The organism is Bacillus sp. JNUCC-21 (genome assembly GCF_041222765.1).
GTDB lineage: Bacteria > Bacillota > Bacilli > Bacillales > Bacillaceae > Bacillus > Bacillus velezensis.
In genome coordinates, this window is sequence record NZ_CP166019.1 from 1,317,288 (window position 1) to 1,342,628 (window position 25,341).

24 protein-coding genes, 1 pseudogene and 3 riboswitches are annotated in these 25,341 nt (G+C 45.9%); of the genes and pseudogenes, 13 read left to right on the top strand and 12 right to left on the bottom strand.

Going from position 1 to position 25,341, the window contains the following annotated elements:
* Positions 1–6: 6 nt before the first annotated feature.
* Together JNUCC21_RS06995 and JNUCC21_RS07000 are read right to left on the bottom strand one after the other, a co-directional pair.
* Positions 7–1,104, bottom strand: a complete 1,098-nt coding sequence (locus JNUCC21_RS06995) for a collagen-like protein (RefSeq protein WP_025284628.1) — start codon at positions 1,102–1,104, stop codon at positions 7–9.
* 271 nt (positions 1,105–1,375) lie between these two features.
* Entirely contained in the window at positions 1,376–2,560 is a 1,185-nt protein-coding gene (locus JNUCC21_RS07000; RefSeq protein ID WP_025284629.1) for an MFS transporter, read from the bottom strand.
* Positions 2,561–2,641: 81 nt separating this feature from the next.
* Here JNUCC21_RS07000 and yeiL point away from each other — a divergent pair, with 81 nt between their 5' ends.
* Positions 2,642–3,313 (top strand): transcriptional regulator YeiL, encoded by a 672-nt coding sequence (yeiL, locus tag JNUCC21_RS07005; protein ID WP_025284630.1) that lies wholly within the window; start codon positions 2,642–2,644, stop codon positions 3,311–3,313.
* Between the two features lie 47 nt (positions 3,314–3,360).
* On the opposite strand, the gene metE is transcribed toward yeiL, so the two are convergent.
* Together metE and JNUCC21_RS07015 are read right to left on the bottom strand one after the other, a co-directional pair.
* On the bottom strand, positions 3,361–5,649 hold the full coding sequence (metE, locus tag JNUCC21_RS07010) for a 5-methyltetrahydropteroyltriglutamate--homocysteine S-methyltransferase (protein WP_326246085.1): 2,289 nt from the start codon (positions 5,647–5,649) through the stop codon (positions 3,361–3,363).
* An 83-nt stretch (positions 5,650–5,732) separates the two neighbouring features.
* Positions 5,733–5,887: riboswitch (SAM riboswitch) on the bottom strand.
* 139 nt (positions 5,888–6,026) lie between these two features.
* Complete coding sequence (locus JNUCC21_RS07015) at positions 6,027–6,986, bottom strand: S8 family peptidase (RefSeq protein ID WP_007407222.1); 960 nt, start codon at positions 6,984–6,986, stop codon at positions 6,027–6,029.
* A gap of 219 nt (positions 6,987–7,205) precedes the next feature.
* Here JNUCC21_RS07015 and JNUCC21_RS07020 point away from each other — a divergent pair, with 219 nt between their 5' ends.
* Positions 7,206–8,039 (top strand): STAS domain-containing protein, encoded by an 834-nt coding sequence (locus tag JNUCC21_RS07020; protein WP_059367122.1) that lies wholly within the window; start codon positions 7,206–7,208, stop codon positions 8,037–8,039.
* Between the two features lie 45 nt (positions 8,040–8,084).
* Here the strand turns inward: JNUCC21_RS07020 and JNUCC21_RS07025 are convergent, their stop codons facing one another.
* The 3 genes from JNUCC21_RS07025 to JNUCC21_RS07035 are packed head-to-tail and all read right to left on the bottom strand — an operon-like array spanning position 8,085 to position 11,044.
* A complete protein-coding gene (locus JNUCC21_RS07025) occupies positions 8,085–8,846 on the bottom strand; it encodes an energy-coupling factor transporter transmembrane component T (protein WP_326156929.1) in 762 nt (253 codons plus the stop codon).
* Complete coding sequence (locus JNUCC21_RS07030) at positions 8,821–10,458, bottom strand: ABC transporter ATP-binding protein (protein ID WP_369878700.1); 1,638 nt, start codon at positions 10,456–10,458, stop codon at positions 8,821–8,823. The genes JNUCC21_RS07025 and JNUCC21_RS07030 overlap by 26 nt, the downstream gene beginning before the upstream one ends.
* The gene (locus JNUCC21_RS07035; RefSeq protein ID WP_007610905.1) at positions 10,445–11,044 is read right to left on the bottom strand and encodes an ECF transporter S component; all 600 of its coding nucleotides are present in this window, start codon (positions 11,042–11,044) and stop codon (positions 10,445–10,447) included. Before JNUCC21_RS07035 ends, JNUCC21_RS07030 begins: the two co-directional genes overlap by 14 nt.
* A gap of 179 nt (positions 11,045–11,223) precedes the next feature.
* A riboswitch (TPP riboswitch) is annotated at positions 11,224–11,337 on the bottom strand.
* Positions 11,338–11,485: 148 nt separating this feature from the next.
* Between JNUCC21_RS07035 and JNUCC21_RS07040 the strand changes: the two genes are divergently transcribed.
* From JNUCC21_RS07040 to mgtE, 3 genes are all read left to right on the top strand, one after another.
* Positions 11,486–12,748: a glycosyl hydrolase family 18 protein gene (locus JNUCC21_RS07040; RefSeq protein WP_369878701.1), complete on the top strand. Its 1,263-nt coding sequence runs from the start codon at positions 11,486–11,488 to the stop codon at positions 12,746–12,748.
* A gap of 87 nt (positions 12,749–12,835) precedes the next feature.
* A complete protein-coding gene (locus tag JNUCC21_RS07045) occupies positions 12,836–12,973 on the top strand; it encodes a transcriptional regulator SplA domain-containing protein (RefSeq protein WP_003154740.1) in 138 nt (45 codons plus the stop codon).
* Between the two features lie 106 nt (positions 12,974–13,079).
* A riboswitch (M-box (ykoK) riboswitch) is annotated at positions 13,080–13,245 on the top strand.
* Positions 13,246–13,479: 234 nt separating this feature from the next.
* Positions 13,480–14,835, top strand: a complete 1,356-nt coding sequence (gene mgtE, locus JNUCC21_RS07050) for a magnesium transporter (RefSeq protein ID WP_012117400.1) — start codon at positions 13,480–13,482, stop codon at positions 14,833–14,835.
* A 35-nt stretch (positions 14,836–14,870) separates the two neighbouring features.
* Here the strand turns inward: mgtE and tnrA are convergent, their stop codons facing one another.
* Positions 14,871–15,203, bottom strand: coding sequence for a MerR family transcriptional regulator TnrA (tnrA, locus tag JNUCC21_RS07055; protein ID WP_003154734.1), 333 nt, complete (start codon positions 15,201–15,203; stop codon positions 14,871–14,873).
* A gap of 194 nt (positions 15,204–15,397) precedes the next feature.
* Between tnrA and JNUCC21_RS07060 the strand changes: the two genes are divergently transcribed.
* The 4 genes from JNUCC21_RS07060 to JNUCC21_RS07075 all read left to right on the top strand — a co-directional run bounded on the left by JNUCC21_RS07060 (position 15,398) and on the right by JNUCC21_RS07075 (position 17,165).
* Positions 15,398–15,553 (top strand): hypothetical protein, encoded by a 156-nt coding sequence (locus JNUCC21_RS07060; RefSeq protein ID WP_099566684.1) that lies wholly within the window; start codon positions 15,398–15,400, stop codon positions 15,551–15,553.
* Between the two features lie 88 nt (positions 15,554–15,641).
* Positions 15,642–15,824, top strand: a complete 183-nt coding sequence (locus JNUCC21_RS07065; RefSeq protein WP_003154731.1) for a Fur-regulated basic protein FbpA — start codon at positions 15,642–15,644, stop codon at positions 15,822–15,824.
* A 142-nt stretch (positions 15,825–15,966) separates the two neighbouring features.
* Positions 15,967–16,431 carry a MarR family winged helix-turn-helix transcriptional regulator gene (locus JNUCC21_RS07070; RefSeq protein WP_007610911.1) on the top strand — a complete coding sequence of 155 codons (465 nt, stop codon included), beginning with the start codon at positions 15,967–15,969 and terminating at the stop codon, positions 16,429–16,431.
* Between the two features lie 179 nt (positions 16,432–16,610).
* The gene (locus JNUCC21_RS07075) at positions 16,611–17,165 is read left to right on the top strand and encodes a hypothetical protein (RefSeq protein WP_007407215.1); all 555 of its coding nucleotides are present in this window, start codon (positions 16,611–16,613) and stop codon (positions 17,163–17,165) included.
* A gap of 9 nt (positions 17,166–17,174) precedes the next feature.
* On the opposite strand, the gene JNUCC21_RS07080 is transcribed toward JNUCC21_RS07075, so the two are convergent.
* Positions 17,175–19,010: a DNA ligase D gene (locus JNUCC21_RS07080; protein WP_253599863.1), complete on the bottom strand. Its 1,836-nt coding sequence runs from the start codon at positions 19,008–19,010 to the stop codon at positions 17,175–17,177.
* Positions 19,011–19,012: 2 nt separating this feature from the next.
* Entirely contained in the window at positions 19,013–19,894 is an 882-nt protein-coding gene (locus JNUCC21_RS07085) for a Ku protein (RefSeq protein WP_015239724.1), read from the bottom strand.
* A gap of 545 nt (positions 19,895–20,439) precedes the next feature.
* Here JNUCC21_RS07085 and JNUCC21_RS07090 point away from each other — a divergent pair.
* From JNUCC21_RS07090 to JNUCC21_RS07105, 4 genes and pseudogenes are all read left to right on the top strand, one after another.
* The gene (locus JNUCC21_RS07090) at positions 20,440–21,075 is read left to right on the top strand and encodes a DedA family protein (protein ID WP_369878818.1); all 636 of its coding nucleotides are present in this window, start codon (positions 20,440–20,442) and stop codon (positions 21,073–21,075) included.
* A 130-nt stretch (positions 21,076–21,205) separates the two neighbouring features.
* Positions 21,206–22,103, top strand: a pseudogene (locus JNUCC21_RS07095) (TerC family protein).
* A 276-nt stretch (positions 22,104–22,379) separates the two neighbouring features.
* A complete protein-coding gene (gene sigI, locus JNUCC21_RS07100) occupies positions 22,380–23,135 on the top strand; it encodes an RNA polymerase sigma factor SigI (protein ID WP_044801321.1) in 756 nt (251 codons plus the stop codon).
* Positions 23,132–24,301 carry an anti-sigma factor domain-containing protein gene (locus tag JNUCC21_RS07105; RefSeq protein ID WP_014417566.1) on the top strand — a complete coding sequence of 390 codons (1,170 nt, stop codon included), beginning with the start codon at positions 23,132–23,134 and terminating at the stop codon, positions 24,299–24,301. The genes sigI and JNUCC21_RS07105 overlap by 4 nt, the downstream gene beginning before the upstream one ends.
* A gap of 6 nt (positions 24,302–24,307) precedes the next feature.
* Here JNUCC21_RS07105 and JNUCC21_RS07110 read toward each other — a convergent pair whose 3' ends face one another.
* Positions 24,308–24,502, bottom strand: coding sequence for an alpha/beta-type small acid-soluble spore protein (locus tag JNUCC21_RS07110; protein WP_003154717.1), 195 nt, complete (start codon positions 24,500–24,502; stop codon positions 24,308–24,310).
* A gap of 135 nt (positions 24,503–24,637) precedes the next feature.
* On the bottom strand, positions 24,638–25,339 hold the full coding sequence (locus JNUCC21_RS07115) for a DUF1836 domain-containing protein (protein ID WP_007407208.1): 702 nt from the start codon (positions 25,337–25,339) through the stop codon (positions 24,638–24,640).
* Between the last annotated feature and the right edge of the window lie 2 nt (positions 25,340–25,341).

Below are 25,341 nucleotides of genomic sequence, written 5' to 3' on the forward strand. Positions count from 1 at the left end.
GTTCCATTAAGATAATCGAATAATGTTTAAAGCTGCACCGGTGCTTCCTCCAAGCAATGTGGCCGCACCCAATAATCCGAACAGCTGAAGCTGGATGGTGCTGCCTGCTGGCAAAGTCACAATAAAGGAGTTATTAAAGTTTGCCAAAGACGCGACCGGGGCGATAATCGAACTTGCAGGAGGAGTGCCGTTGATTAAAATACGCGAACTTACAAGCAAGCCGGCCGTTAAATTAATATGGTAGGAAATATAGTACCGTCCCGCCGGAGCAACGGTAAATATGGTATTTGCGGCATTAGCCGTAATATCTGCCGAAAGGTTTTGTTCATTCGGTAAGGAAATGGTCGTACCGCCGACAATAACTGCGACAACACCGCCGCCCGTATTGCTCGCATAGCCGGAAGTTGCTGTCAGACTTGTTCCGGTGCTTCCGGTCGGTCCGGTGCCGCCAGCAGCACCGGTAATTCCAGTCGGTCCGATGTCGCCAGTAGCGCCGGTGCTTCCGGTCGGTCCGGTAGCGCCAGTAGCGCCGGTGATTCCCGCCGCAGCTAAAAGTGTATAGTCAGCTGAGGCTCCGGGGGTTCCCGCCGGGCTGTTTACGTTTGCGACGTAAGAGCTTCCGTTATACAAGACAACCTGTCCGGTTGTGTAAGTGGGAGCAATCAGCGGATTAAAAGCAACAATCCCTTGAAGACCCGCACCGGTGGCCCCCGTAGGTCCGATCGCTCCGGTTGGCCCCGTCGCTCCGGCCGGTCCGACTGCTCCCGTAGGTCCCGTCGGCCCCGTAGCACCAGTCGGTCCCGCCAGTGTAGGGATATTTGAGATACTGTCCAATTTTGAACCGAGAAGAAGCTCCTGTTTCATTAAGCTGTCAAGCGTATCACGGACGCTCTCATTCAGGTTAAGAATATCCGCAAGACTTGACGGGGGCCCTGTTAATCCGGGAATCGTTCCGAGCGCGTATTGGATTTTTTCCCCTTCCGCATTCAGAATATGTGCCATTCCCAGCTCTTCCATAGCAATTGACGAAAGAAGAAGGTTAATGGTATCGTCTCTGGAAAGTGTAACGACAGGGGTGATATTGGGCAAATTAGGCTGTGACACAATGTCCCTCCTTATGAGTTGGCTGAAAATCATTTTATTACGAACAAAGTTCCCCGAAATGAGCGTAAGCAGTACTGTATCAGTATATTCACTGATTCTGTCCAAGTTTCTGAATGGATTCCCTTTATAAACCAATTGAGCGGGTTATACCACTGTTTTTGATTTCATCATATATGAAGGAAATACTTTAAATATAGAGAAAATACATCGCACAGCATTCGCAAATCGGTCAAAATGACAGCGGGACATGTGATCGTCTATAAAGCGATGGCTATATATCTTGTGCGTTTCCTGCAAAAACTCTCTTTTTCATTTCAAGTTTTCTGTATAAAAGGGCGAGAAGCATGGATGGGATCGTACAAACAATCATTCCGATAAAGGCATACCGGGGTTCAATTTCATATAAAAAACCTCCGAAAATAGTAAATACCGCAGTGCTCCAGCTGAGAGCAAGCGCTGAATATATGCCTTGGGCTTTCGGGATTTGCGCGGGTGAAATATTTTTAATTAAGTATTTCATAAATGCATAGTGTCCCATCGCGAATGAACAGGCATGCAGCGTCTGCGCAATACAGAAAATGATGACATGCGGAAATGTAAATACGAGTATCCAGCGTACGGTAGCACCAAGCGCCGCCAAGGCGAGCAAAGAGCCTGCCGTAAATTGATGAAAGTATCGGTCAGCGATTGCAAAGAAGATAATCTCCGCGATAACGGCGATGTTGATAATGATTCCGATGGCATATGCGGGGGCATCGATTTCCTGCAAAAAGAGATAACCGTAATTGTAGTAAGATGCATGTGCCGCCTGCAGTAAGATAACGATTGCGAGCACCAGACCGAAATATTTGATGCGGAATAAGGCAAACATGCCCTCTTTTCTTGCGCGGTCTGTTTCCGGCCGTTTTGAAAGAACAGCTGGCGCATGCATAAAGCTGAGGCATGCGAATATCAGGGTGCCCAAAAGCAGTGCCCATAAAATCGCTTGATCTCCGAATATACCTGTAAAGACGGACAGGATGACGCCGGCTGAAACAAAACCCGCGGACCCCCACTGTCGGCTTGTCCCATAGGCCTTTAATTCGTTATGCTGTACAAGGACGCCGCAAGCGCTGTCTAAAGCAGGCATTAAAGCAGGGTAAAACACATGCAGCACTAATGTGACAAGAAGCAGGCTTTGAAAAGAATCAGCGGGAATATAACATAAAAGTGCGAGAAGCGTCCCGATTCTGGCGCCGTTTAATAAGGCTTTGCTGCTGAATTTTCCTGATAAATAAGGGAAGAATAATAATGTGGAAATCCCTCTTGCCGCTAAGCCCAGGCTCATAATGAAACTGGCTTCGGATACGGAAACCCCTTTTATATGCACCATCCATCCCGTCCAATAGGGCAGAAAAACACCCCATGTCATAAAAAAACTAAAAAAATGCAGACTCATCCAGCGATATGCTTTCATTCCCGTTCCTCCTTTAATTGGCATGTTATCATGTAAAGACATAAAGACAATATGAGATATCTCATATTTTTGGGGTGGACGATGGAAATTTATAAAGGCGAGAAAAAGCGGCATCAGTTAAAAAAACACTCAATCGCGCATTTATTCTCTTTCCCCGCTGAAGAGTTTATGGAAGTGCGCGAATATGAGCGGGACGAATGGATTATTCAAGAGGGCAGGAGGCCTGACTTCCTGTTTTACGTGATTGAAGGAAAAGCGAAAATATATGTAACCCACCAAAACGGGAAAGTTTCTTTAATTAATTTTATCAACAAAAATGATTACATCGGAGAGATGGAACTATTACATGAAGTGTATTACACAAAAGGAATTCAAGCCTCAGCGAAGACTGTTTGTTTTGCTCTGCCTATTTACCGCTGCCGCGCGCAATTGCTGCAGGATGCGAAATTCCTGCGTGAATTGGCTAAGTTTTTAAGTGCTAAGGCAACGCTTATGGCTTCGAAATATTCACAAAGTCTGGCGTTCCCGCTTGAAAACCGGCTGGCCGATTTTATTTTGCAGACGGCTTATGAAGGGGTTTATAAAGAGAAGCACGTAACGGTCTGTGATTATTTGGGTGTATCTTACCGTCATCTCTTGCATGTGCTGACGCAATTCTGCCAAAAAGGGTATTTGCAAAAAGAAGGGCGGGGCTATCAAATTATGCAGCATGATTCACTAAGTGAACTTGCGAAGGCGCTGAAGAATAAGTAGCACGCCCAGAAAAAACAGCCACCCGCGATTTGCGGATGGCTGTTTTTTTATACAAGCTGAGCTTGTTTTTTTCGTGCCTGTTTCGCGGCGTCGACCATATTTTTTAATGCCGCAACGGTTTCTTCCTGCTGTCTTGTTTTCAGTCCGCAGTCCGGGTTTACCCAGAAGCGGTCAGTCGGACACACTTCAAGCGCGTCATCAATAATTTGATAGATTTCTTCAGTTGCCGGCACACGCGGGCTGTGAATGTCGTATACACCGAGTCCAAGGCCTTTCACGTAAGGATGTTCTTTCAAATATTCTAAAAATCCTCCGTGGCTTCGGCTGTGTTCGATTGTAATGACATCCGCGTCAAGATCATTGATCGTATCTACGATATCTTCAAAGTTGCTGTAACACATATGCGTATGAATCTGTGTCTCATTTTGCACAGAAGACGTCGTTAACCGGAATGCTTCTGCGGCCCAAGTTAAATATTCATCCCAATCCTGCGTTTTTAACGGCAGTCCTTCGCGGAGCGCGGGTTCATCCACTTGGATAATCTGAATACCGGCATCTTCAAGCGCTTTTACTTCTTTTCTGAGGGCAAGCCCGATCTGGAAGGCGATTTCTTTTCTTGAAATATCCACACGCGGGAATGACCAGTTTAAGATGGTGACAGGTCCCGTCAGCATGCCTTTCATGTGTTTTTCCGTCAGCGATTGGGCGTAGACCGTATCTTTTACCGTCATCGGTTCGATAAATTCGACATCTCCGAAAATGACAGGCGGACGTACGCAGCGTGAACCGTAAGACTGCACCCATGCATATTTCGTAAAGGCGAATCCGGCCAGTTTTTCACCGAAGTATTCGACCATGTCCGTACGCTCGAATTCTCCGTGAACGAGCACGTCTAAGCCGATTTCTTCCTGAATGTCAACCCAGCGCTTCGTTTCCGCATTAATAAAGGCTTGGTACTGTTCATCCGTCCAATCTTTTTTCCGCCATTTTTGCCGTGCGCTCCGCACCTCGGCAGATTGAGGGAAGCTTCCGATTGTCGTCGTCGGCAGAAGGGGAAGACCGAGTGATTCATTCTGCAGCGCCAATCGTTCTTCAAAGCTTGCCGGACGGGAGAAATCTTTTTCTGTCAGCTGATTCAGCTCTTCTTTTTGAGCTGAGTTCGCTCCTGTTGCGAATGCTTTTAAAGCCTTAAGTGCCGCTTTTGATTCTTCGATCTGCTCACTGACGGCCGCTTTGCCGGACAGAAGCCCTTCTTTTAAGACGCCGAGTTCCGCCAGTTTTTCTTTAGCGTATGACAGGCCGTTCAGCAAATCCTTTTCAAGATGCTCGTCAGGGTGTTTCGCCACCGGCACGTGCAGAAGGCTGCTTGAAGGCTGAATCCATAACTCCTCAACATCGGCGTGGCTGAGGATATCCAGAGCTGCATCAAGGCGTTCTTCAACATCGATTTTCCAAATGTTGCGGCCGTCGACCACACCGGCTGCCAGCACTTTATCTTTCGGGAAGCCGTGCTTTTTCAGCTGATCAAGGTTTCTGCCTTTATCATGCACGAAGTCAAGCCCGATTCCCTGTACGGGATAAGAAACGAGTTCTTCATATGCATCAACCGAATCGAAGTATGTCTGCAGGAGGACATTCAGCCCTGAAAGCTCTTTTGTAATAGATTCATAGAGTTCTTTTGCGGCACGGACGTCTTCAGAAGAAGCTGTCACAAGGGCCGGCTCATCGATCTGAACCCATTTTACGCCTTCAGCTTCAAGTTCTTTCAGCAGCTGAACATAAAGAGGAACAAGGCGTTTTTGAATCGCTTTCGCTTCTGATTCTTCGTATCCTTTCGCAAGCGTGACAAATGTATACGGACCGACGATGACAGGTTTCGTTTCCGCTCCGAATTCTTCTTTGATCCGGCGGTAGTCGTCAAGCTGTTTGTTTCTCGTCAGACGGAATTCAATGCTTTCGTCATATTCAGGAACGATGTAATGGTAGTTGGTATTAAACCATTTCGTCATTTCACTGGAAACGGCGTCTTTTACACCGCGGGCAATCGCAAAGTATGTATCAACGGGATCCGTGATGCTGCGGAATCTTTCCGGAATCCAGTTAAAGCTGACGGCTGTATCAAGCACATGGTCATAATGGGTGAAATCAGAGACCGGCACGATATCGATATGTTGGTCAAGCTGTGTTTTGACAGCTGATAAGAATAAACCGTCAAGTTCTTTAAGAAACGTTTCTTTGTCAGTGTTTCCTTTCCAATAAGCCTCAAGCGCTTTTTTCCATTCTCTGTTCAAGCCGATTCTCGGAAAACCGAGGTTCGAAGTTTTGATTGTTGTCATTAAGTTTCCTCCTTTAAGTGAGATGTAACAAAAAAGCCTCTTTCTCATGAGAGAAAGAGGCTTTAACTTCAAAATGCAAGCCTCTCTTATCTCTCAGATCACGTCTGATGGAATTAGCACCGTGCCTTATGAGACAGTCGTCTCGGCGCAAAAATCACGCGCCCCATTTCACAATGGAATTACGGTCGGTTGCTGTTGGGGTCAAAAGGCCAATCCCTCGCCCAACTCTCGATAAGAGAAAATATTTCAATTTTTTTGAAAAGTTACATCATTTGTTGGTTATCTTATCAGCTTATTCAGATCACTGTCAATAGAAAATCTTACATTTTAAAAATTAGTGATGTGACAAGCTGATCAATCATTATATGAGAAAAATATCAGAAAGACAGCAGCTGTGCCTGTTCGGCTCTTTCCATCAGTACTTCAGGCGCGTCTAAATACAGAAATCCGTTCCCGGCCAATGTTTTGGCGATGTCCAAAGGAAGGGTCCGCCGCACGAGCTGGGCGTAGACTTCAGCCTCAGAAAGCGTCCGCTGAAACGCGTCCTGTTCAAGCCCTTTTATTAAGGCAAGCGCTCCGCTCACATGCGGGGCGGCCATTGAAGTGCCCGTCAGCTTCCCGTATTTATGGTTGGGAAGGGTGGAGAGAATATTTTCTCCCGGAGCCACCAGGTCAATCTCTTTATTAGCGTTTGAAAATTCAGACGATTTACGGGCGATTGAGACTGATCCGACTGCGATCACCTCGTTGTAAGCGGCTGGATACGACAGTTCCTCTGTACGTTCGTCTCCGTCGCCTTCGTTTCCTGCCGCGCAAACGACCAGAACACCGCTTTTTACCGCATTTGTGACGGCTTCTTTCAATTCAGGCACATCGCTTGGCCCGCCGAGTGACATGGAAATGATATCGGCCTTTTGTTCAACGGCGTAGTTGATGCCGTTAATGATCCATTCGTATTTGCCGCTGCCATTTTGACCGCCGAGAACTTTAACGATTAAAAGGCTTGCTTCCGGCGCGACACCCGAAATTCCGCCGTTTGAATCATTGGCGGCAATCGTTCCGGAAACGTGTGTCCCGTGTCCGTTATAATCGGAAATCGCGTCTTCTTTGCCTCCATCATCATCGGTGAAGTTTTTCCCGCCGACAATTCGGTCTTTCAAATCAGGATGATTGATGTCGCAGCCTGTGTCAAGCACCGCGATTTTAATATCCTTGCCTTTAAACCCTTTTGCCCACAACTCTGGCGCCTTAATCACTTTAATCCCCTCTGGAAGCTCGTTCACCTCCATGATCTGTTCATCCGTGACATAAGGAATCAAATGCATTTCACCATTCATAAAAAAGCCCTCCTTTTTTATGCTTGCGAGTGGATACAAGGGTGTTGCTACTATTTTATGGCAGATCATGCCGGCCGGAAAGAGTCATTTGAAGCATTTTCATAAAAAAGGCGTAATCTATCGCACTAAAAAACTTCAAATAAATGGATAGTTTAACAGCTTTTATTTTCATTCATGATCCGCTGACGGTATAATTGGAAATGGGAAAGGAGAAGAGATATGAAGATAAGTGAAGCATTATACAACTATTTTTCAGAACAAGTGGATCAAATTGCGAAAGAGTGGATCGAAACGATGGAAGATTCGGATCCGAATTCGATTTATTCTTTGACAAATCCCGTCATCACAGAAGAACTGACGGAGCAGGATAAAGAATTTTACCGGCATATTAATAAAATGTATATCATGCCGAAAAAAGAATTTTTAGAAGAGTTCGAGCGGTGGGTGATTGAGCTTGCGAAAGACCAGAAGCATCTGGATACTCCCGTCCAGTATGTGGTCCGTGAATTCATGAGAAACCGGAGACTATATGTCAGTTATTATGATGCGTTTGCCGATAAACATGAATCTTCGTTTGCACAGGGAGAAAGGAAAAAATGGGAGAATTTAATTGTACAAGTATTTGATTTTACGATTTACACGTTTGTCGATCATGCCGAGCATAACTCAAAAATGCAGCTGAATGCGCAAAGAGAAATGATTTTGGAGTTAAGCTCGCCGGTTATCACACTGAGCAAACGGACGGCGCTGCTGCCGCTTGTCGGCGATATTGACACGGAGCGCGCCAAATTCATTCTTGAAAATACGCTGAGCACATGTGCAAAACGGCTGATTGAACATCTGTTAATTGACCTGTCGGGTGTAGTGGTTGTCGATACGATGGTGGCGCATCAGATTTTTAAATTAGTTGAAGCGCTGAAATTGATCGGCGTCACGTCCACTTTATCCGGAATCAGGCCGGAAATCGCTCAAACCGCTGTACAGCTCGGCATTAATTTCTCAGATATTACGATCAAGTCCAATCTCGCTCAGGCTCTCAATTATCATCAATAACATACATAACAAAGCAGGCTGCCGAATCACTCCGGCGGCCTGTTTTTATACAAACAACAATGAAATGAGCCAGCTTGCGCCGAATAACAGAAGCACGAGCAGGAAAAAGCACCAGTCGGCGCGGCGCACGGTAACAGTTCTGTAAAACGTGCGGTTTCGGCTCCCCGTAAAGCCTTTAGATTCCATCGCGATCGCCGTGCGTTCCGCCTTTCTGATTGCGCCTGCCAATAGCGGAATGGTGAAGCGCCTGACGGCGGAGAGTTTTCCTTTCAGCCCGGAATCAGACGCCGCGCCCCTGATTCTGTGCGCCTGCCGGATGATCAGGATTTCATCTTTCAGAAGAGGGAGAAACCGGAACCCCGCGATAACGCCGTATGCAAGCTTGGGCGGCAGCTTACACTGCTGAATCAGACTGAGCATGAACAGAATCGGATCGGTTGTGAAAAGAAACATCATCGACAAAGCGGAAAAACATAAAATACGAAACGCGATAGAAATCCCGAGCGCCGCGTTATCACTGTTGACGGCAATCGGCCCGAGCTTAAACAGCAGGTTGCTTCCGGTTGTCGGGATGTTTCCGAATACGGCGGCTGTCCATAAAGAACCGAAGGCCAGAATGACAAACGGAATCGTGAACAGCAGCCATTTTTTCAGCGGCACACGCCCCGCCGAGAGGACGCCTCCCGCAATGATGATATAAAACAAAGCAGGGGTGTACGGATTATAAATAAACGACAGCATAATGACGCATAACAATACAGCCGCCGCCTTTATTGACGGGTTAACAGCCTCCAGCCGCAAGTTCATTTCTCCGCCTCCTGTCGTGTTTCATCCATTCATACCGCAGCGGCAAAGCCAAATGCGCCTGCTCGGCGATCCCGGTGTTATCAGAAAATAAAGCGTCGGGAGTTCCCCGGAATACCAGTTTCGTGCCGCAGAGCACAAGGATCGTGTCGGCATAATCTGAGACGAGTTCCATATCGTGTGTCACCATTAAAACAGCCGTTCCTTCCTTTTGAATCTCACGGAGCATTTGCATACACTCCCGCGCCGTTTTGGCATCCTGTCCGAAAGTCGGTTCATCAAGCATCAAAACGTTCACATTGTGCATAAGCATCGTCGCGACGCTGAGCCGTCGTTTTTGTCCTTGGCTTAAAGAAAACGGATGCTGTGAGGCATGGCGTCTCAGGCCGAATCGGGTTAACAGCTGAAGAGCTTTCTCCTTTGCGGCTCTGCTGCTTTCAAAACCGAACATCAGCTCATGAATGACGGAATCTGTGACAAACTGGTGTTCAGGATTTTGGAAAACATATCCGATCAGCCGCCGCAGCTCTTTTTCAGAATAGGAATCAATCGGTCTGCCGTCTATTTTGATGTCTCCGCCCAGCGGACGGATGAACTTGGCCGCGGCAGAAAGGAGCGTGGATTTTCCTGTTCCGTTAGGGCCGGCAATCGCGGTGATTGAACCTTTTTTTACGGAAAAGCTAACATCCTGAAAAATGACGTCTGCTCCTCTTGAGAATGACAGCTCGTGAACGCTCAGCGCGTCTTCTGCCGAAAGCGCGGCGGGCCGGGGTTCGGGCAGAGATGGTACAGGTTCGTGAAACAGCTTTTCTTTACACAATGTAAAAGGAATGCTGACGTGCTCCTGCAATGAGATCACACGCGGGATCGGAATGCCGAGCTCCATCAGCTCTCCAATCTTTGTTTCAAAGATAACGTCCGTCTCTCCGTCCATCACCTTCTGACCCGTTTCGTCAAGGACAATCGTCCTGTCCATCCACGGCGCCCAATGATCAAGCTGATGTTCGATAACGAGAAGGCCGAAGCCTTTTTTTGCTTGAAGATCTTTGATCAGCCGCACTAATTCACGTGCGGAATATGGATCAAGCTGTGCCGTCGGTTCGTCCAAAATAATGAGTTCCGGTTCCATCGCAATGATACAGGCAAGCGCCACTTTTTGTTTTGAACCGCCTGACAGCGAAGCGATCGTTCGCGTTTTCAGATGAGTGATCTCTAATTTTTCTAAAACGTCATCGATGATTGCGTCCATATCTTCTTTTGTATATTGCAAATTTTCCAGGCCGAAGGCGATTTCATCTTCAACCGACAGCATGCAAAACTGCTGGTCCGGATCTTGAAACACGACGCCGATGGATCTGGCGGCGGGTTCTGTCAGATGTGAAAGAGGTGTTCCGTATAAAGAAACGGTTCCCGATTGAACCCCATCGCATGCTTCCGGGTACAGACCGTTTAAACAGAGAGCGAGCGAGCTTTTGCCGCATCCGCTCGGCCCGAGCAATAAAGCCCGCTCTCCTTTGCGGAGCTGAAAGGACACGTTTTGAAGAATCGGCTTTTCATCCTGATCATAAGAAAAGGTAAGACGGCCGGCCGATAGAAGGGGTTCAGATGCCTGCATCTTGGTTCACCTGTTTCTTTTTCTTCTTGAATTGTTTTCCGAGCGCCATGCCGTTCAGCACCCCTGTGTAAGCCAGCGCATCACTGATTGCTTTGCCGAGAAGGCCGGCAAGAAGCGCACCTGAGACCAGACGGATGAGAAGCATGACGGCTAATAAACCCGGATTCAAAACAGAGTATCCGGAAACGAACAAGTCATAAATGAAGCTTGTCACAGAAGACCCCATACCGGATAAAAGAAGCACGGGCAGGGTATAAATGCGCCAGCGTGTCGCAAAAAAGACCGCTTCCGCACCGATTCCCTGTGCGATCCCGATCAGAATCACCATCGGTCCTGACGGATTTCCGAGTAAGCACTCCACAAACGCGGCGATGATTTCAGAAACAAGAGCTGCTCCCGGTTTTTGAATAATGTACGCGGCAATCACCGAGACGATAAACCAGATACCGTAAATCGGTTCGTAGCTCATCCGGCCGAAAAATCCTGCCGCTATATTGCTTGCATGAGTTGATACTAAATAAATGACAGCAAATACAACACTGATGACGGACATGACAACAATTTCTCTCATTTTCCAATTTTTCATTGTGATCTCCTGCTTTCTTATCGGATAGTGGTTTGTATGAAAGAGTTGATTTTACAGGCGGTTTATATTCAGTTTCATATTGCGGTGTCCTCCCCCGTTTTTTAATGAAAAATAAAAAACTGCATATCCGAGGGAATATGCAGCAGCAGAACGAAAACGCATGGGGAAAAACCCTGCGCTCCGGTCAATCTGCACTTCCCCACGCTGGTATTATCCAGATCGGGTTATAAGGGATCAAAACACGCCTGCCGCATGTTTTATCTCAGCCGATAACAGCACCCCTAGTGCGTTTCCTATACAGTTTTTTATGATGACATCATCATAGTTGATCATGTCTGATTTGTAAACAGCCTTTCTCCAAACAGAGTTTGGAATCGGACCGGAAGATCATTCATAAAGATAAGAAGAGCCCTTTTGATCAAAAGGAAACGGAGGACATCTATGTTTGTTCATACAGTGCAGTCTGGCGACTCGTTATTTTCCATCAGCAGAAAGTACGGATACCCTGTTGACAGCATCAGAAGCGTCAACGGGCTTGAGGAAACGAATATCGTTCCGGGGCAGGCGCTTTTAATCCCTCTTAATGAATATACGGTTCAGCCGAATGATACGTATGCCGTTATCGCAGGTAAGGCTTATGTGCCGCAGATGCAGCTGATGCAGGCAAATCCGGATATTCCGTCGAACCGGCTGCGGGCGGGTATGAAAGTGAAGATCCCTGATATCTCTAACTATCTTGCGGGAACCCTGCAATTTTATGTCATTCGGACGCCTGAAGCGGATAGAGAGTTAATTAATGATTTTGCGCCGTATTCTTCGGCGATTTCTTTGTTTGAATATCATTTTGGCCCGAATGGAGATATCATTAACGATTTAAACGACAGAACCGCAATAGAAACCACATGGCAAAACAGAGTGCGCCCGCTTGCCGTCATTACGAATCTGACAGAAGGGCGATTCAGTCCGGAATTAGCCCATCAAGTGCTGCAAAATCCGACGGCAAGAACGAATCTCGTTAACAATATCGTCTCCTTAACCGTAAGAAAGGGATACGGCGGTGTAAATATCGATTTTGAACGGGTCAGAGAAGCTGACAGGGACCTCTTCACAGGATTTCTCCGGCAGTTAAAAACCCGGCTTTCAGAGCATCACCTCGCGTTAACGATATCGGTTCCGGCGAAAACAAGTGATGCAGTGCCGTGGCTGAGGGGATATGATTACGGCGGAATCGGAGCTGTCGTCGATTATATGTTCATTATGGCGTACGACTGGCACCACGCCGGCAGTGAGCCGGGACCCGTGGCGCCTTTGACAGAGGTCAGGCAAACGATCAATTTTGCCATCAGCAGGGTGCCGAGAAGAAAAGTGATTCTCGGTGTTCCGCTGTACGGGTATGATTGGGTGATTCCGTACCGTCCGGGAACGATCGGATCCGCCATCTCCAATCAGCGCGCCATGGAAACGGCCATGAAGCATCAATCAGTGATCCGTTATTCCCAGCAGGAGCGTTCCCCTTACTTCCGGTATACTGATGAAAATGGAAGAACGCATGAAGTGTGGTTTGAGGATGTGCGAAGCATGAGTGAAAAAATGGTTCTCGTTCGGGAGTTCGGACTGCAGGCGATCGGCGCGTGGCAATTAACGCTCGGTTTCAAACCGGGCCCGTGGCTGCTTAGGAACTTTTTCACGATCCGAAAAATATAGCTGCATGTCCCGCTCCGCAAGTGATTTTTTTCCTATGATAACGGGTCTTCTTTTGGACAATCTAAAATTGAACAGGAGGTCTGTCATATGAAGAAAAGGGAAGAGCAGTATATCAACGAGGCTGAGTATGTACCGCATCCGACAAAAGAAGGGGAGTACGCGCTCATGCTGCATGAATCCTATCATTTCCTTTCAGAAGAGGATGAAAGCGATTTGCCGGAATAAGGGCTTTATGCCTTTATTCCGATTATTTTATAGGCATGTGCTGAAATCACAAATTTAAGGTTGACACATTCCTTTTTTTTCTGTAATCTCAGTGTGTCAATTCAAATAAGAACTTCGTTAGGTGAGGCTCCTGTATGGAGATACGCTGCTGCCCAAAAATGTCCAAAGACGCCAATGGGTCAACAGGAATCATCGACATAAGGTGATTCTTAACGCAGCTGGATGGCTGTCCTATGCCATACAGTGCTAAAGCTCTACGATTGGAGGCCCCGCACGTTTATTTGCCGTGCTTGTTTTCGCCTTCATATCAGAAGGTTTTTTTTATGCCTCAAAACGTACACGACTGAGCATGATAAGGAGGTGCGGAGTATGGATTCTCCCCATTCGAGTATGTCAGAAGAAGTACCCATATACAGCCAGATAACCAGTGACGACATGATGAGGAGACAAACCGCCGCACTTCCCTTGACGGACGGCGCGTCTCCGTAAAGGAGGTACGAGTCCCGATGGTCCAAAACATGACCTATGACGAACTCATATTACGCATTATCATTTTATTGCGGGACGGAAAAATAAAAGAATTCCGAAACATGATAGATGAGCTTCAGCCCTATGACATGGCATTTTTGTTTAAAGAAATGCCGGAAAAGCACCGGGCCCGCTATCTGTCATATATGACGGTTGATGACATCACCGACATGATCGGAGAGCTGGAGCGGGAATTTCAGCTTGCCGTTTTGCATAAAGTCGGTAAAACGAAAGCCACTCTCGCAATGAATAAAATGGATAACGACGATCTCGCCGCATTGCTGGAAGAGATGGATGAAGAACTGAAAGAACAGCTTTTATCCAGCATGGAGGCTGAGGAATCAAAGGCCGTGCAGCTTTTGATGAACTATCCGCAAGAATCGGCGGGACGGATGATGACGAACCGCTTCGTCTGGATTCCGCAGCATTATACAGTAAAAGATGCGGTTGTAAAGCTGAAAAGCTTTGCAGAAATCGCAGAATCAATAAATTATTTGTACGTAATTAATGACAGCAAGCAGCTTGTCGGAGTGCTCTCTTACAGAGATTTAATTCTCGGCGAGCCTGAGGATAAAGTGCAGGATCTCATGTTTACGCGTGTCATCTCGGCCGGGGTGCTCCAAGACCAGGAAGAAGTCGCCCGGCTGATCCAGCGGTATGACTTTTTAGCCATTCCGATCGTGGAAGAAAATCATGTGCTTGTCGGTATTGTCACTGTCGATGATATTATTGACGTCGTGATTAAAGAAGCCGATGAAGATTACGAAAAATTCGCAGCCTCCGGTAAGGCGATTACATTTGATACGAAAGCGTACGTTGCGGCGTACCGCCGTTTGCCGTGGCTCATTCTGCTTTTGTTTATCGGATTGATTTCCGGAAGCATTCTGAATTATTTTGAAGATACATTGCAAAAAGTAGTCGCCCTCGCGTTTTTCATGCCGATGATCGCGGGAACGACGGGTAATACAGGCACACAGTCACTCGCCGTCGTCATCAGAGGACTGGCTAAAGAAGAAATGAATAAAAAAACCATCTTTAAACTGATTTTCCGTGAATTAAGAACCGGTATCTATATCGGCATCGTCTGTGCGATCGCGATTACGATTGTCGCAACCGTCTGGCAGAAAGACTTAACGCTCGGTTTTGTCGTCGGTTCATCGCTGCTTGCAACGTTGATTATCGGTACGATGGCCGGAACGATCGTCCCTATTATTCTTCATAAACTGAACATTGACCCGGCGATTGCATCAGGACCGCTGATTACGACGCTGAACGATATTTTGTCCTTATTAATTTATTTCGGCATTGCAACTGCATTTCTTCATGCTTTATAAAAAAAGTCCGTCTCACAGGAGGCGGACTTTTTTGATTAGCGGTTTTTATACTTAAAATGAGCATTAAGCTGTCCTTCCAGCATTTTTTTGCGGAGCTGCGGGTCGTTTTTGAGAGCCTGTTCTTTTTTTCGCATGTCTTTTAAAATTTCAGCCGTCTGCACGCCGTCTTCCCGCTTGTTGGCAATATCCATCAGCCGCTCAACGTCCGCGAAGGAATACTTTCTCGTTCCCCGTGATGAACGCTGCGGATAGATTAATTTCCGTTCTTCATAGTATCTGATCTGTCTGACTGACAATCCGGTTAATTCGCTTACAATGCCGATCGAGATTACTTTTTTATCTTTGTAAGATTGTTCGTCTGTCGTCATTTTTCCACCCCTGGATGTCTTTTACTCATATTATATAAGAAAAAAAGAGAAAAAACCTGACGCTTGTCAGGTTTTCTGACGCGGAATAGAAAATTTTAGAAAAAAAGCGGCAGAAAAATTGACAAGGTTAATGCATGGTCCTGTGCCCCGTTTTATGCTGTACTATACAGACACAATGAGGAGGAAGGATAGTAATGGAGAAAGAAAAAGCGGTTTCGCTGGCAAAAGAAATCATTGAATTAGATATGAAACGTGATGAAATGCTGGAGGCGTTCATGCAGATTGCCGGGGAACACGCTTTTCCGCTGCTCAGAGCCGTCCAGAACGGACTTTACCGAAAAACATCATAATCTACAGAAGTTTTACAATGGCTTTATACGTCTTTGATATAAAAGCGTTATTCTGATCATAGAATAACGGAAAACAAAGGAGGCCGCCATGAGTCGTTTGCTTCAAAATGCATTGGACAAAGAGAGAAACCATTATTCCAAAAAGCTTCTGCAGATCGGAGTCTATACGAAAGAAATACTCAATTCCATGACAATTACGGAGCTGAGAAAGGAATACGCGTATTTTTTTCGGAACATTCCCTATAAAGAACGGAACCCTTATACAAATTAAATGATGTATAAGGGTATTTTTTTATATAAAAAAGAAGGAATTCTGAAAAACGGCACGAATAGAATATAAAACAAAGATCGACTCTTATGAATTGTAAGGGTTTACATTATTTTTTTATAAAAATCTTAAATACGGGGTAGATATGATGAGATTATCATTTAACGAAGAAGAAGTGATGCGTTCGATGAATTTGTACAAAGTTTTTGCAAGGGCTTTCAAGAGTGTGTCTGAACACAGCATCCGCGACAGTAAAGAACACGGTTTTAATCCGACTGAATTTGCCGTTTTGGAGCTGCTCTATACGAGAGGGCCGCAAAAGCTTCAGCAAATCGGGTCGCGTCTTTTGCTTGTCAGCGGGAATGTCACCTATGTCATCGACAAGCTTGAAAGAAACGGGTTTTTGGTCAGAGAACAAGACCCGAAGGACAAACGGTCTGTTTACGCCCATTTAACTGATAAAGGAAACGAGTATTTGGATAAAATTTATCCGATTCATTCATTGAGAATTGCGAGAGCGTTTTCAGGACTTATGCCTGAAGAACAGGAACAGCTGATAGCCTTACTGAAAAAAGCGGGCATTCACAGCCAGCATTTGCTTTTCCGTTAAAAGAAAGCGGATACAGACACTCTTCTTCACGAAGAGTGTTTTTTTTCTGTTCCGGACAGTAGAGCCTGAAGCGGTTTTTGCATAAGCTGATACAGGTCGGCATCATTATTTACCAATCATAATGTGACATGCCCCATGCCAAAATATGAGGGTGCTTTGATTATAAAGAAGGTGAACATGTGAGAAGCTGTCTGCTGTCTATATGGTACTTACTTGATCCGCTTTATTTCTTCTTTACCCGGCTGACGCTGATTGATAAACGGCAATCGAATGTATTCCGCGTCCGTTTGACTAGATATAAAGGAAAAGAAGTCATCCTGAGCGACGGAACCAGAATTAAAAAAAACGACGTGTTAGTTAAGATTCATCTTCATAATGTCAAACTCCTGAAAGAGCTGCAGCCTATTGAAAGCGCGGTCAGAAGGGGGATTATGCTATATCAGAAGGTATATCAATCCATGCCTCATTTAGCGGATTATATTAACCAGCATAAACGGAAAGACGAGATTAAGGGAGTCGTCGGCATTACAATGCTTCATAAAGGAGCGGCGAGACTCGGTTTTGATGTGATAAAACCGTCCAGCGGCTGCTACAGGCTGTTTAAGAAAGCGGCCCATATTCCCATTTTATACTTTACTGCAAAACAGCTCACCCTCAAAAACATTCCTTACTCCTGCTATTTATTTATTTCCAAAGAAAAATTGATGTGCACGTATCAGACTGAAAAGAGCTGACAAAAAGCGTCAGCTCTTTCTCTTGATTTGCTCAAGCACGATTGAAAGCGGGCCGTCCTGCGGATTCCGGTAAAAATCATAAAACGGATCTCCCTCTGTCCTGACGCGGTTCACTACTGTATCGATCGTATAATCATCAGGTGTTAAAGAGGAGTTGACTTCGCTCCAATAAAGGGGAGCCGCAACCGTTCCCAATTCGTTGCCCCGGGTCGAATAGGGGGCGATAATGGTTTTCCCTTCGGCATGCTGCAAGTAATCTAGGTAGAGCCTGCCGTTTCGTTTTTTGATAAACCGCTCTGTCGTAAAAAGATCCGGCCGCGTCCTGACGCAATAATCGGCGATGAGCATTGTGAACGCACGGGTTTCTTCATAGGTGAATGCTTCCGGTGAAAGCGGGATGTAGAGCTGAATGCCTTTATTTCCGGAGAGCTTCGGGAATGACGTAATGCTGAATGAGTCAAACAGCTGTTTCAGCACATGCGCAGCCTCCACTGCCATAGGAAAATCATTCCTTGACGGAGGATCAAGATCAATGACAATCTCTGCGGGCCTTTCAGAATGCACTGTCTGAAACGGAACGTGAAATTCAAGCGCCAGCTGATTAGCCAGCCATAAAAGTGACGGTATGCTGCTGCATACGATGTGCTCGTGGCTCCCGTCAAACACGCTTGAGACAAAGTCCGGCGTGTAGTCCGGTTTGTTTTTTTGAAAAAAAGATTCGCCAGGCGCGCCGTGCGGATAACGGATCACCGTGACGGCCCGATCTTTAAGAAAGGGCATCAGAAAATCGCTCATTTTCACCATATAACTAAGGAAATCTGCTTTCGTTTTTTCACGTTTTTTAAAAACAATCTTATCCAGGCTTGTGAACTGCAGCTTCGGCGGCAGCGTTTTAGAGCGGAGGATAAGCTGCTGATACGTGCATTCCGTCCAATCCATTTCAAACTGAAAAGACACAAAAGATACTTCACGCAGCGTGTCCTGCAATATGGTTAAATACTGCACGGTCATGCAGATAGAAGGCTCAAGTGTATACTCGCCGCTTTTTTGTTTTTTTCCGTGGGTCTCCATAATGGTTCTGACGGCGTTTTTTTCTTCCGCCCGCATGCCGTGGGAAACGGAAGCGATCGGGACGGCGGTGCCGTCTTTTAAAACAGAGGCCGTTACATACCCGTTCTTCGGATTAAACCCGGTTAATAGCACATGTGCCGTTTTCATATGTTTATACTTTTGCCAGTCGGGAGACCGTTTATTTTCCGCCCAGCCGCTGGAAGCCCTTTTTGCTACGATACCTTCTCCGTCATGGCGGACGACCTTGTCCCAAAGCGCATCAAAGTCAGTGTGTTCCGGAATGTATTGAATCGCTTCTTCCGCTAAGTGATGAGGGCAGGCGGGAAGATTTGCTTCTTTAAGCAGTTTGGAAAGGGCACGCTTCCGTTTCACATACGGTAATGAGACGGTGCCGGCGCCTTCCAGAACGAGGAGATCAAATGCCAGAAAGCGGCACGGCCGTCTATCAGCGGTGCTTTCAATTGCTTCCGTCCGTTTTAAACGGCCGCGGATTTGAAGATGCTCAAAGTCCGCTCTGTACGGATTGATTAAATAGACAAGCTCTCCGTCAAGCGTAATGGGGAACCTGTCTTTCATGTGCTGAAAACACCGGGCCGCAAAAGCCGTGATTTCCGGAAATTGATTCGTCAGCGTCTGTCCGTTTCTGCTGGTTAATGTAACGCCGCTTTCGTCTATGCGGAGAAGACAGCGGAATCCGTCATACTTTACCTCATAGCGCCACTCACTGCCTTCAGGCGGTACAGAGGTCAAAATCGGCTGCATCGTCAGCACCATGATTAAGACGTTCCGGCTTTTTGTCTGGTCGTCTTCTGCTTTTTGCCTCCGCCGCCTGCTGACGCGGCGTCTTTTGGCCGCGCCGGTGCAGCCTGTTCGCGATCCGGCCGCTTCGTCCGGTCAATGCTTGCCTGAAGCGCGCTGACAAGATCGATGACATCTTCGCGCGGGCCGGCAGCAGCCGGTGTCACGCCCGCTTCTTCATGTTCGAGCTTATCGTTAATTTTAGCGAGAAGGGCTTTCCGATACGTATCTTCGTATTGTTCCGGGTCAAACTCGGTTGTCAGCTCATTAATTAACGTAATCGCCGTCTGCAGCTCTTTTTCATTAACGGCTGTCTGCTCGGGAACGCCCGGCACATGTCCGGCATTTCTGACTTCATCCGGATAATGAATGGATTCCATCACGATGCAGTTGTCATACACGCGAAGAATCGCAAGCTGCTGTTTAGAGCGGATCGTAATGGAGGCAATCCCGATTTTACCCGTCGTCCTCAGCGCTTCCCGCAGAAGTGTATAGGCTTTTGTGCCGTTATCTCCCGGCCCGACATAATACGACCGGTTAAAATAAATCGGATCAATTTCCTGCAGCTGCACAAAGTCAACAATCTCAACCGCTTTTTCTTCATGTTCCTGTTTTACGTCTTTCAAGTCTTCGTCTGTCATAATGACGTATTTCCCTTTTACATACTCATAGCCTTTCACAATTTCATCAGGTTCCAGACTCTTTTCACATCCGGTGCAGATTTTTTCGTATTTAATCGGCGCATGGTCTTCTTTATGAAGACTGCGGAATTTTATATCTTTATCTTCAGTGGCCGCAAAGAGCTTGACCGGGATATTGACGAGGCCGAAACTGATCGAACCCTTCCACATCGTGTGCATGAATAAAAACTCCTTTTTGTCTTTATTGTGGATAAACGGGTCCGTTCCATGTGTAGCAACTTATGGGTGATGCGGCGCTTCATGGAGCGGCTGTTCCATTTCCTCAGGCGGAAATGGTCGGCTGAAAAGGAAATGAATTCTTTATTTACAATCAGTGAATCGGTAAGTTCTTTAAAGCGTTGAAGTCTCTGAAAACCATCAGTGGTAATCAAAAAGATTATACAAAATCATTCCCCGGGAAATGCCCCGCATTCCCATGCAGTGACTGAGAAAATTTCCCGCTCCCATATGAACTGAATCCGCGGTCAGCCGCCGCTTACCGCGAAGGGTAATTTTTCCGGAGAACTTAAGTGATATAACCGCCGCCAGACAAGCAATCAGGAGACAGGCGGGACGTTGTATTGCGCATGTCATTCCCTCCCGCTATACCGATCTGAAACGACTCACATTTATAACGGGCATGTCTAAAAGATATTTCAGACTCAAGGTTTTGTGTTAAAATCATTCTTAAGTTTCGGAATATAGACGTAAGCCGGGAGTGATAGATCATCGAAGATTTCATCATATCAATAATTGAAGCGTTTAAAAGCTTATCTTACGCCGGAATTTTTTTGGCGCTCAGTATAGAATTCATCCCGGCGGAAATTGTTCTTCCGCTTGCGGGCTATTGGGTCTCAAAAGGGGATATGACGCTTGCCGGGACCGTGTTTGCCGGTTCGCTCGGCGGTGTTTCAGGTCCGCTTGTCTTATATGGAATCGGCAGGCTGGGCGGTCGGCCGTTTTTGCTGAAATATGGAAAGTATATATGGATAAAACCCGAATCCCTGCAGAAATCAGATGATTTCTTTCAGAAGCACGGAGGTTTGGTCGCGTTCAGCGGCCGTTTTATACCGGGGGTCAGGACGCTGATTTCTTTACCGTGCGGCATTGCGAAGATGAATGTCTGGGTGTTCTCTCTATATACATATGCAGCGATGCTGCCGATTACATTTGCTTACGTATACCTCGGAATGAAACTCGGGGAAAATTGGAAAAGCGTCGGTTCCATTCTCGATCAATATATGCTGCCGCTCGGTATATTCATTGTGTTGCTTCTCATTCTTTGGATGTTTTTAAAGAGAAGAAAACAGCGGGCCAAAACAGAAAAAATTTCTCAATTTGTTAAAAAAGTTAAGCGTTGACAAATGATGAAACAGGCTTTATCATGAGCGTATAAACAAATATTTCTTGAAATCCCAAAGGGGAGTAGCGTCCGGATATTCCGGAAACAAAGTCGTCAATTCATGGATCATATCCATCGGCTTTGTTGGCATGCCAATCATTCATGTCTAGCAAGACCTTTGCCTTATATCGGCAAAGGTCTTTTTTGCGTAAAAAACCGCCGGTATAAGCTCGGATGATAGAAAAAAGAAACGGAGGGAATGGATTGGACTTTGCATTATTATTGGAGTATGGATGGGTTCTTCTCGTTTTAATCGGGCTGGAAGGGATTTTGGCGGCGGATAACGCGCTGGTGATGGCTGTGATGGTGAAGCATCTTCCTGAAAAACAAAGGAAGAAGGCTTTATTTTACGGATTGGCGGGCGCATTTATTTTGCGTTTCGGGTCGCTGTTCGCCATTTCTTTTCTGGTGAATGTTTGGCAGGTCCAGGCCGTCGGCGCTTTATATCTGTTTTACATTGCGGTCAGCCATTTGCTGAAGCGGTATGTATTTAAAGATAACGCCGGTCAGAAAATGCAGAAAGAAAGCGGGTTTTGGCAGACAGTCTTGAAAGTGGAGCTCGCGGACATCGCTTTTGCCGTTGACTCCATTTTAGCGGCGGTCGCGCTTGCCGTAACGCTCCCGGGAACAGAGCTTCCTGCCATCGGCGGCTTGGACGGCGGTCAGTTTCTCGTTATTTTAGCCGGCGGCGTAATCGGTTTAATCATTATGCGTTTTGCTGCATCAATGTTCGTATCCTTACTGAAAACCAGGCCGGGCCTTGAAACGGCTGCATTTGTGATTGTCGGATGGGTAGGCGTGAAGCTCGCTCTTTATACATTGGCCCATGAGGAACTCGGTATCATTCCGGCAGATGTCATCCATTCGGCGGCCTGGAAAATCATTTTCTGGGCGGTTCTGGCTGCCATTGCGGTTTGCGGATGGTTTATGTCAGGAGCAAAACAAATAGAGTCTGGCGCGGAATCGGAAAAAAGAGAACACGCGTAAAATGATCAAAAAGGGAGTCTGGCTTTTTAAAAAGCAGGTTCCCTTTTTTGTTTGAAACGCTTACATTTAAGACATATGATAACAATTTTATAACAGCATTGTTACAAAAAACACAGAGAAAACCCCCTTAATTCTGCATGGGGGCACGAAATCATGTATAGTACGTCTTATTGGCTTGTCATAATTGAGACAAATGAAATCGATTTCTCTTTTTCTTCCTTTGCGAATCCCTACTAAATTAGCTATGATTATGAGTAGTTATAGGGAGGAACTGAGGTGAAACCAGTGCTTAGCCTTTTGTTTAAATTGGGAAAAAAGAAGCAAACGCTTGAAACATCTGTTGAAAAAATACAAAAAGGCGACAAAGATCTGCAGAACGATTTAATACAGCAATATAAGCCTTTTATCGCGAAGACGGTTTCATCCGTTTGTAAACGATATATAGATGAAAAAGACGACGAATTCAGCATCGGGCTGATCGCGTTTAACGAAGCCATTGAAAAATATTCGGCTGAAAAAGGTAATTCGCTGCTTGCATTTGCAGAGCTGATTATAAAAAGAAAAGTGATAGACTATATCAGAAAAGAAGCAAGAACCGCTCAGCATATCAATATGGATGTGCAGGAAGGCGACGACCAGGAATCTTCGCAGAGCCTTATCGAAGCGGAGCTTTCCATTGATGAATACCGCAAACAGATAGAACAGGAACAGCGCCGGGAAGAAATTCTTTTTTTTCAGAAGCAGCTGAAAGAATACGGCCTGTCTTTTAAAGAGCTGCTGGAACAATCGCCGAAGCATACAGATGCGAGGCAGAATGCGATTAAGGTAGCCTACACGCTTGTTGAAAATGAAGAGCTGGCGTCCATTTTGCACCATAAAAAACAGCTTCCTGTCAAACAGCTGGAGCAGCTCGTGTCGGTCAGCAGAAAAACGATCGAACGGAACAGAAAATATATCATCGCCATGAGTATTATTATTACCGGTGATTATATTTATTTAAAAGATTATCTTAAAGGGGTGTTGCACTCATGAGAAGAGGGATCATAGTAGAGAAAAATAAAAAATTCGTCACGTTGCTAACCCCTGACGGACAATTTTTAAAAACAAAAAATGATCACCGCACTTGTGAAATCGGAGAGGAAATTACGTTCGAAGGCGAAACGCGTATGGGAAGAAGGGCCAGCTTTTTTGATTTTCTGAAACTGCGCCCTTTTAAATTGGGAGTGTTTACGATGACTGCTATTATTTTGTTTATTTTAATTTTGCTCCCGGTTTTTTCTGATAACAAAGCTTACGCATATATGACGCTTGACATTAATCCCAGCATTGAAATGGCTTTAAACAGCAAATATGAAGTCATTGAACTGACACCGCTGAACCATGACGCCAAACAGGTCATCAGTGACATTGGAGATTGGAAAAGCAGCGATTTTAAGGAAGTCATCAGTAATATTATTACCGATTGCAGCAAGCATGGATATGTAAAGGAATCAAAAGAGATTTTAATTTCCACGGTTTATGAAAATACAGATGACAATACATATAAAAAAGGCGTTAAAAAACAGCTGGCTGACATGACTGAAAAATATAAGGGCACCTACCAGGTCCAATCGCTTGAATCTGATATGGAAACAAGAGAAAAAGCAAAACAGGAAGGGATGTCAACAGGCAGCTACATAAGAAGAAACGAAAAGAAAACAGAAGAAAAACAGCCTGAAAAGCAAACCGACGGCAATGAAACAGATCAAAAAGATACCGAAACAGACGCTGATCAAAGCGAGCAGCCGGACACAGACAAGCCGGCGGCTGATGAAAAGACAGCTCCTGATGAAGAAAAGGCAGCAGAGAAGCCGGGAAACAATGAAACAACGCCCGGTACGGAAGAAGCGAAGCCGGACAGTCAGGACGGCAATCAGCAAACCGAAAAAAATGCAGCTTCCGGATCAGAGGAAAACACACAGAAGGAACAAGATGGGGAAACAGAGCAGCCCCCAACACAAAATCCTCAGGAAAACGGAAATGACAAAGAGCCTAAGCAAAAGTATTACAATCATTACTGGAATCATGATCGCAATGAACATTGGGAATCCTATCGGCATCATGAAGATTCGTCAGACCGAAGGAATCCGAACGGCTACCGGCACGGAAAGGAGAATGCCGATAAATATCAAAATTCGCCGAGAAGTCCCGGCGAATAAGCTGCATTATTGATTTTTCCCGTTTAATTGTGATTGAGCCTGCTGTACAAGACGTTTTGTCATTTCCCCGCCTACAGAGCCGTTTGCGCGTGCTGCTGTATCAGAGCTAAGGTTCACGCCGAATTCTTGAGCCACTTCGTATTTAAATTGGTCAAGTGCCTGCTCAGCCCCTGGAACTAAGAGTTTATTTCTGCTCGCCATCTTTTTCATCTCCTTTTCTCTGGCAAGATGTGTTTTCGCGTTTTAGTTTCAAACGGAACGGTATTGATTATGCTGGCAATTGTTGTACAGCAAAAAAACCCCGGCGCAGACACCGGGGCGAAGAAGCGTTATGAATTATAATAAATGGCTGGTCATTTTGTAGGCTGAGGCTTGAATATGGAAAGTCAAAACGGAGAGCACCGTGACGGCGATTATGGATCTGATATTGTTCCATTGTCCGCTTCCGAGTTCTTTAAAGCAGCCTTTGAGCTTGTCCGTCTGCTCTTCGACGAGCTCCTGCAGGCTCGTTTCCTTCATCGGCGGGTTTGCCTTATGATGAAGATAATCAATCACTTGGGCGCAGCTTTCATAGTAGCTGATCGGGCTGATGACGTCGTCTGATCTGTCTGTGATCGTGTTAAAAGCGATTTTTAATATGCCGCGTATATGTTCGAAGTCATAAATTGATTTTAAATCACGTACAATGAGAAGGATGACAGCTTGTTCAATTGTATATTTTTTGCCGAGTAAGGGGTGGCCGATTAAATCTTTAATATCGCGCTTCACCCAGTTTTGGACGGCGGTTGATTTTAAAGACGTCAGCTCGCACAGATTTCCCAGCTCGACAATCTCGTTAGTTGAAAGCCCGTATTCCTTTTTCTCTTTTTTTCGTTCGAATCTCGTCAGAAATTCAGGGATATGCAGACGGCTTTCCGCTTCATCCAAGGTCATATCCGCTGATTGCAATAAGATTTGGAGAGGGGTTGCGTCTCCTTGGCCTTTTAGCGCGTAAAGAAGCCGGACCATATCAGTTCGGGTCAGTTTAAACGTGTTCATGG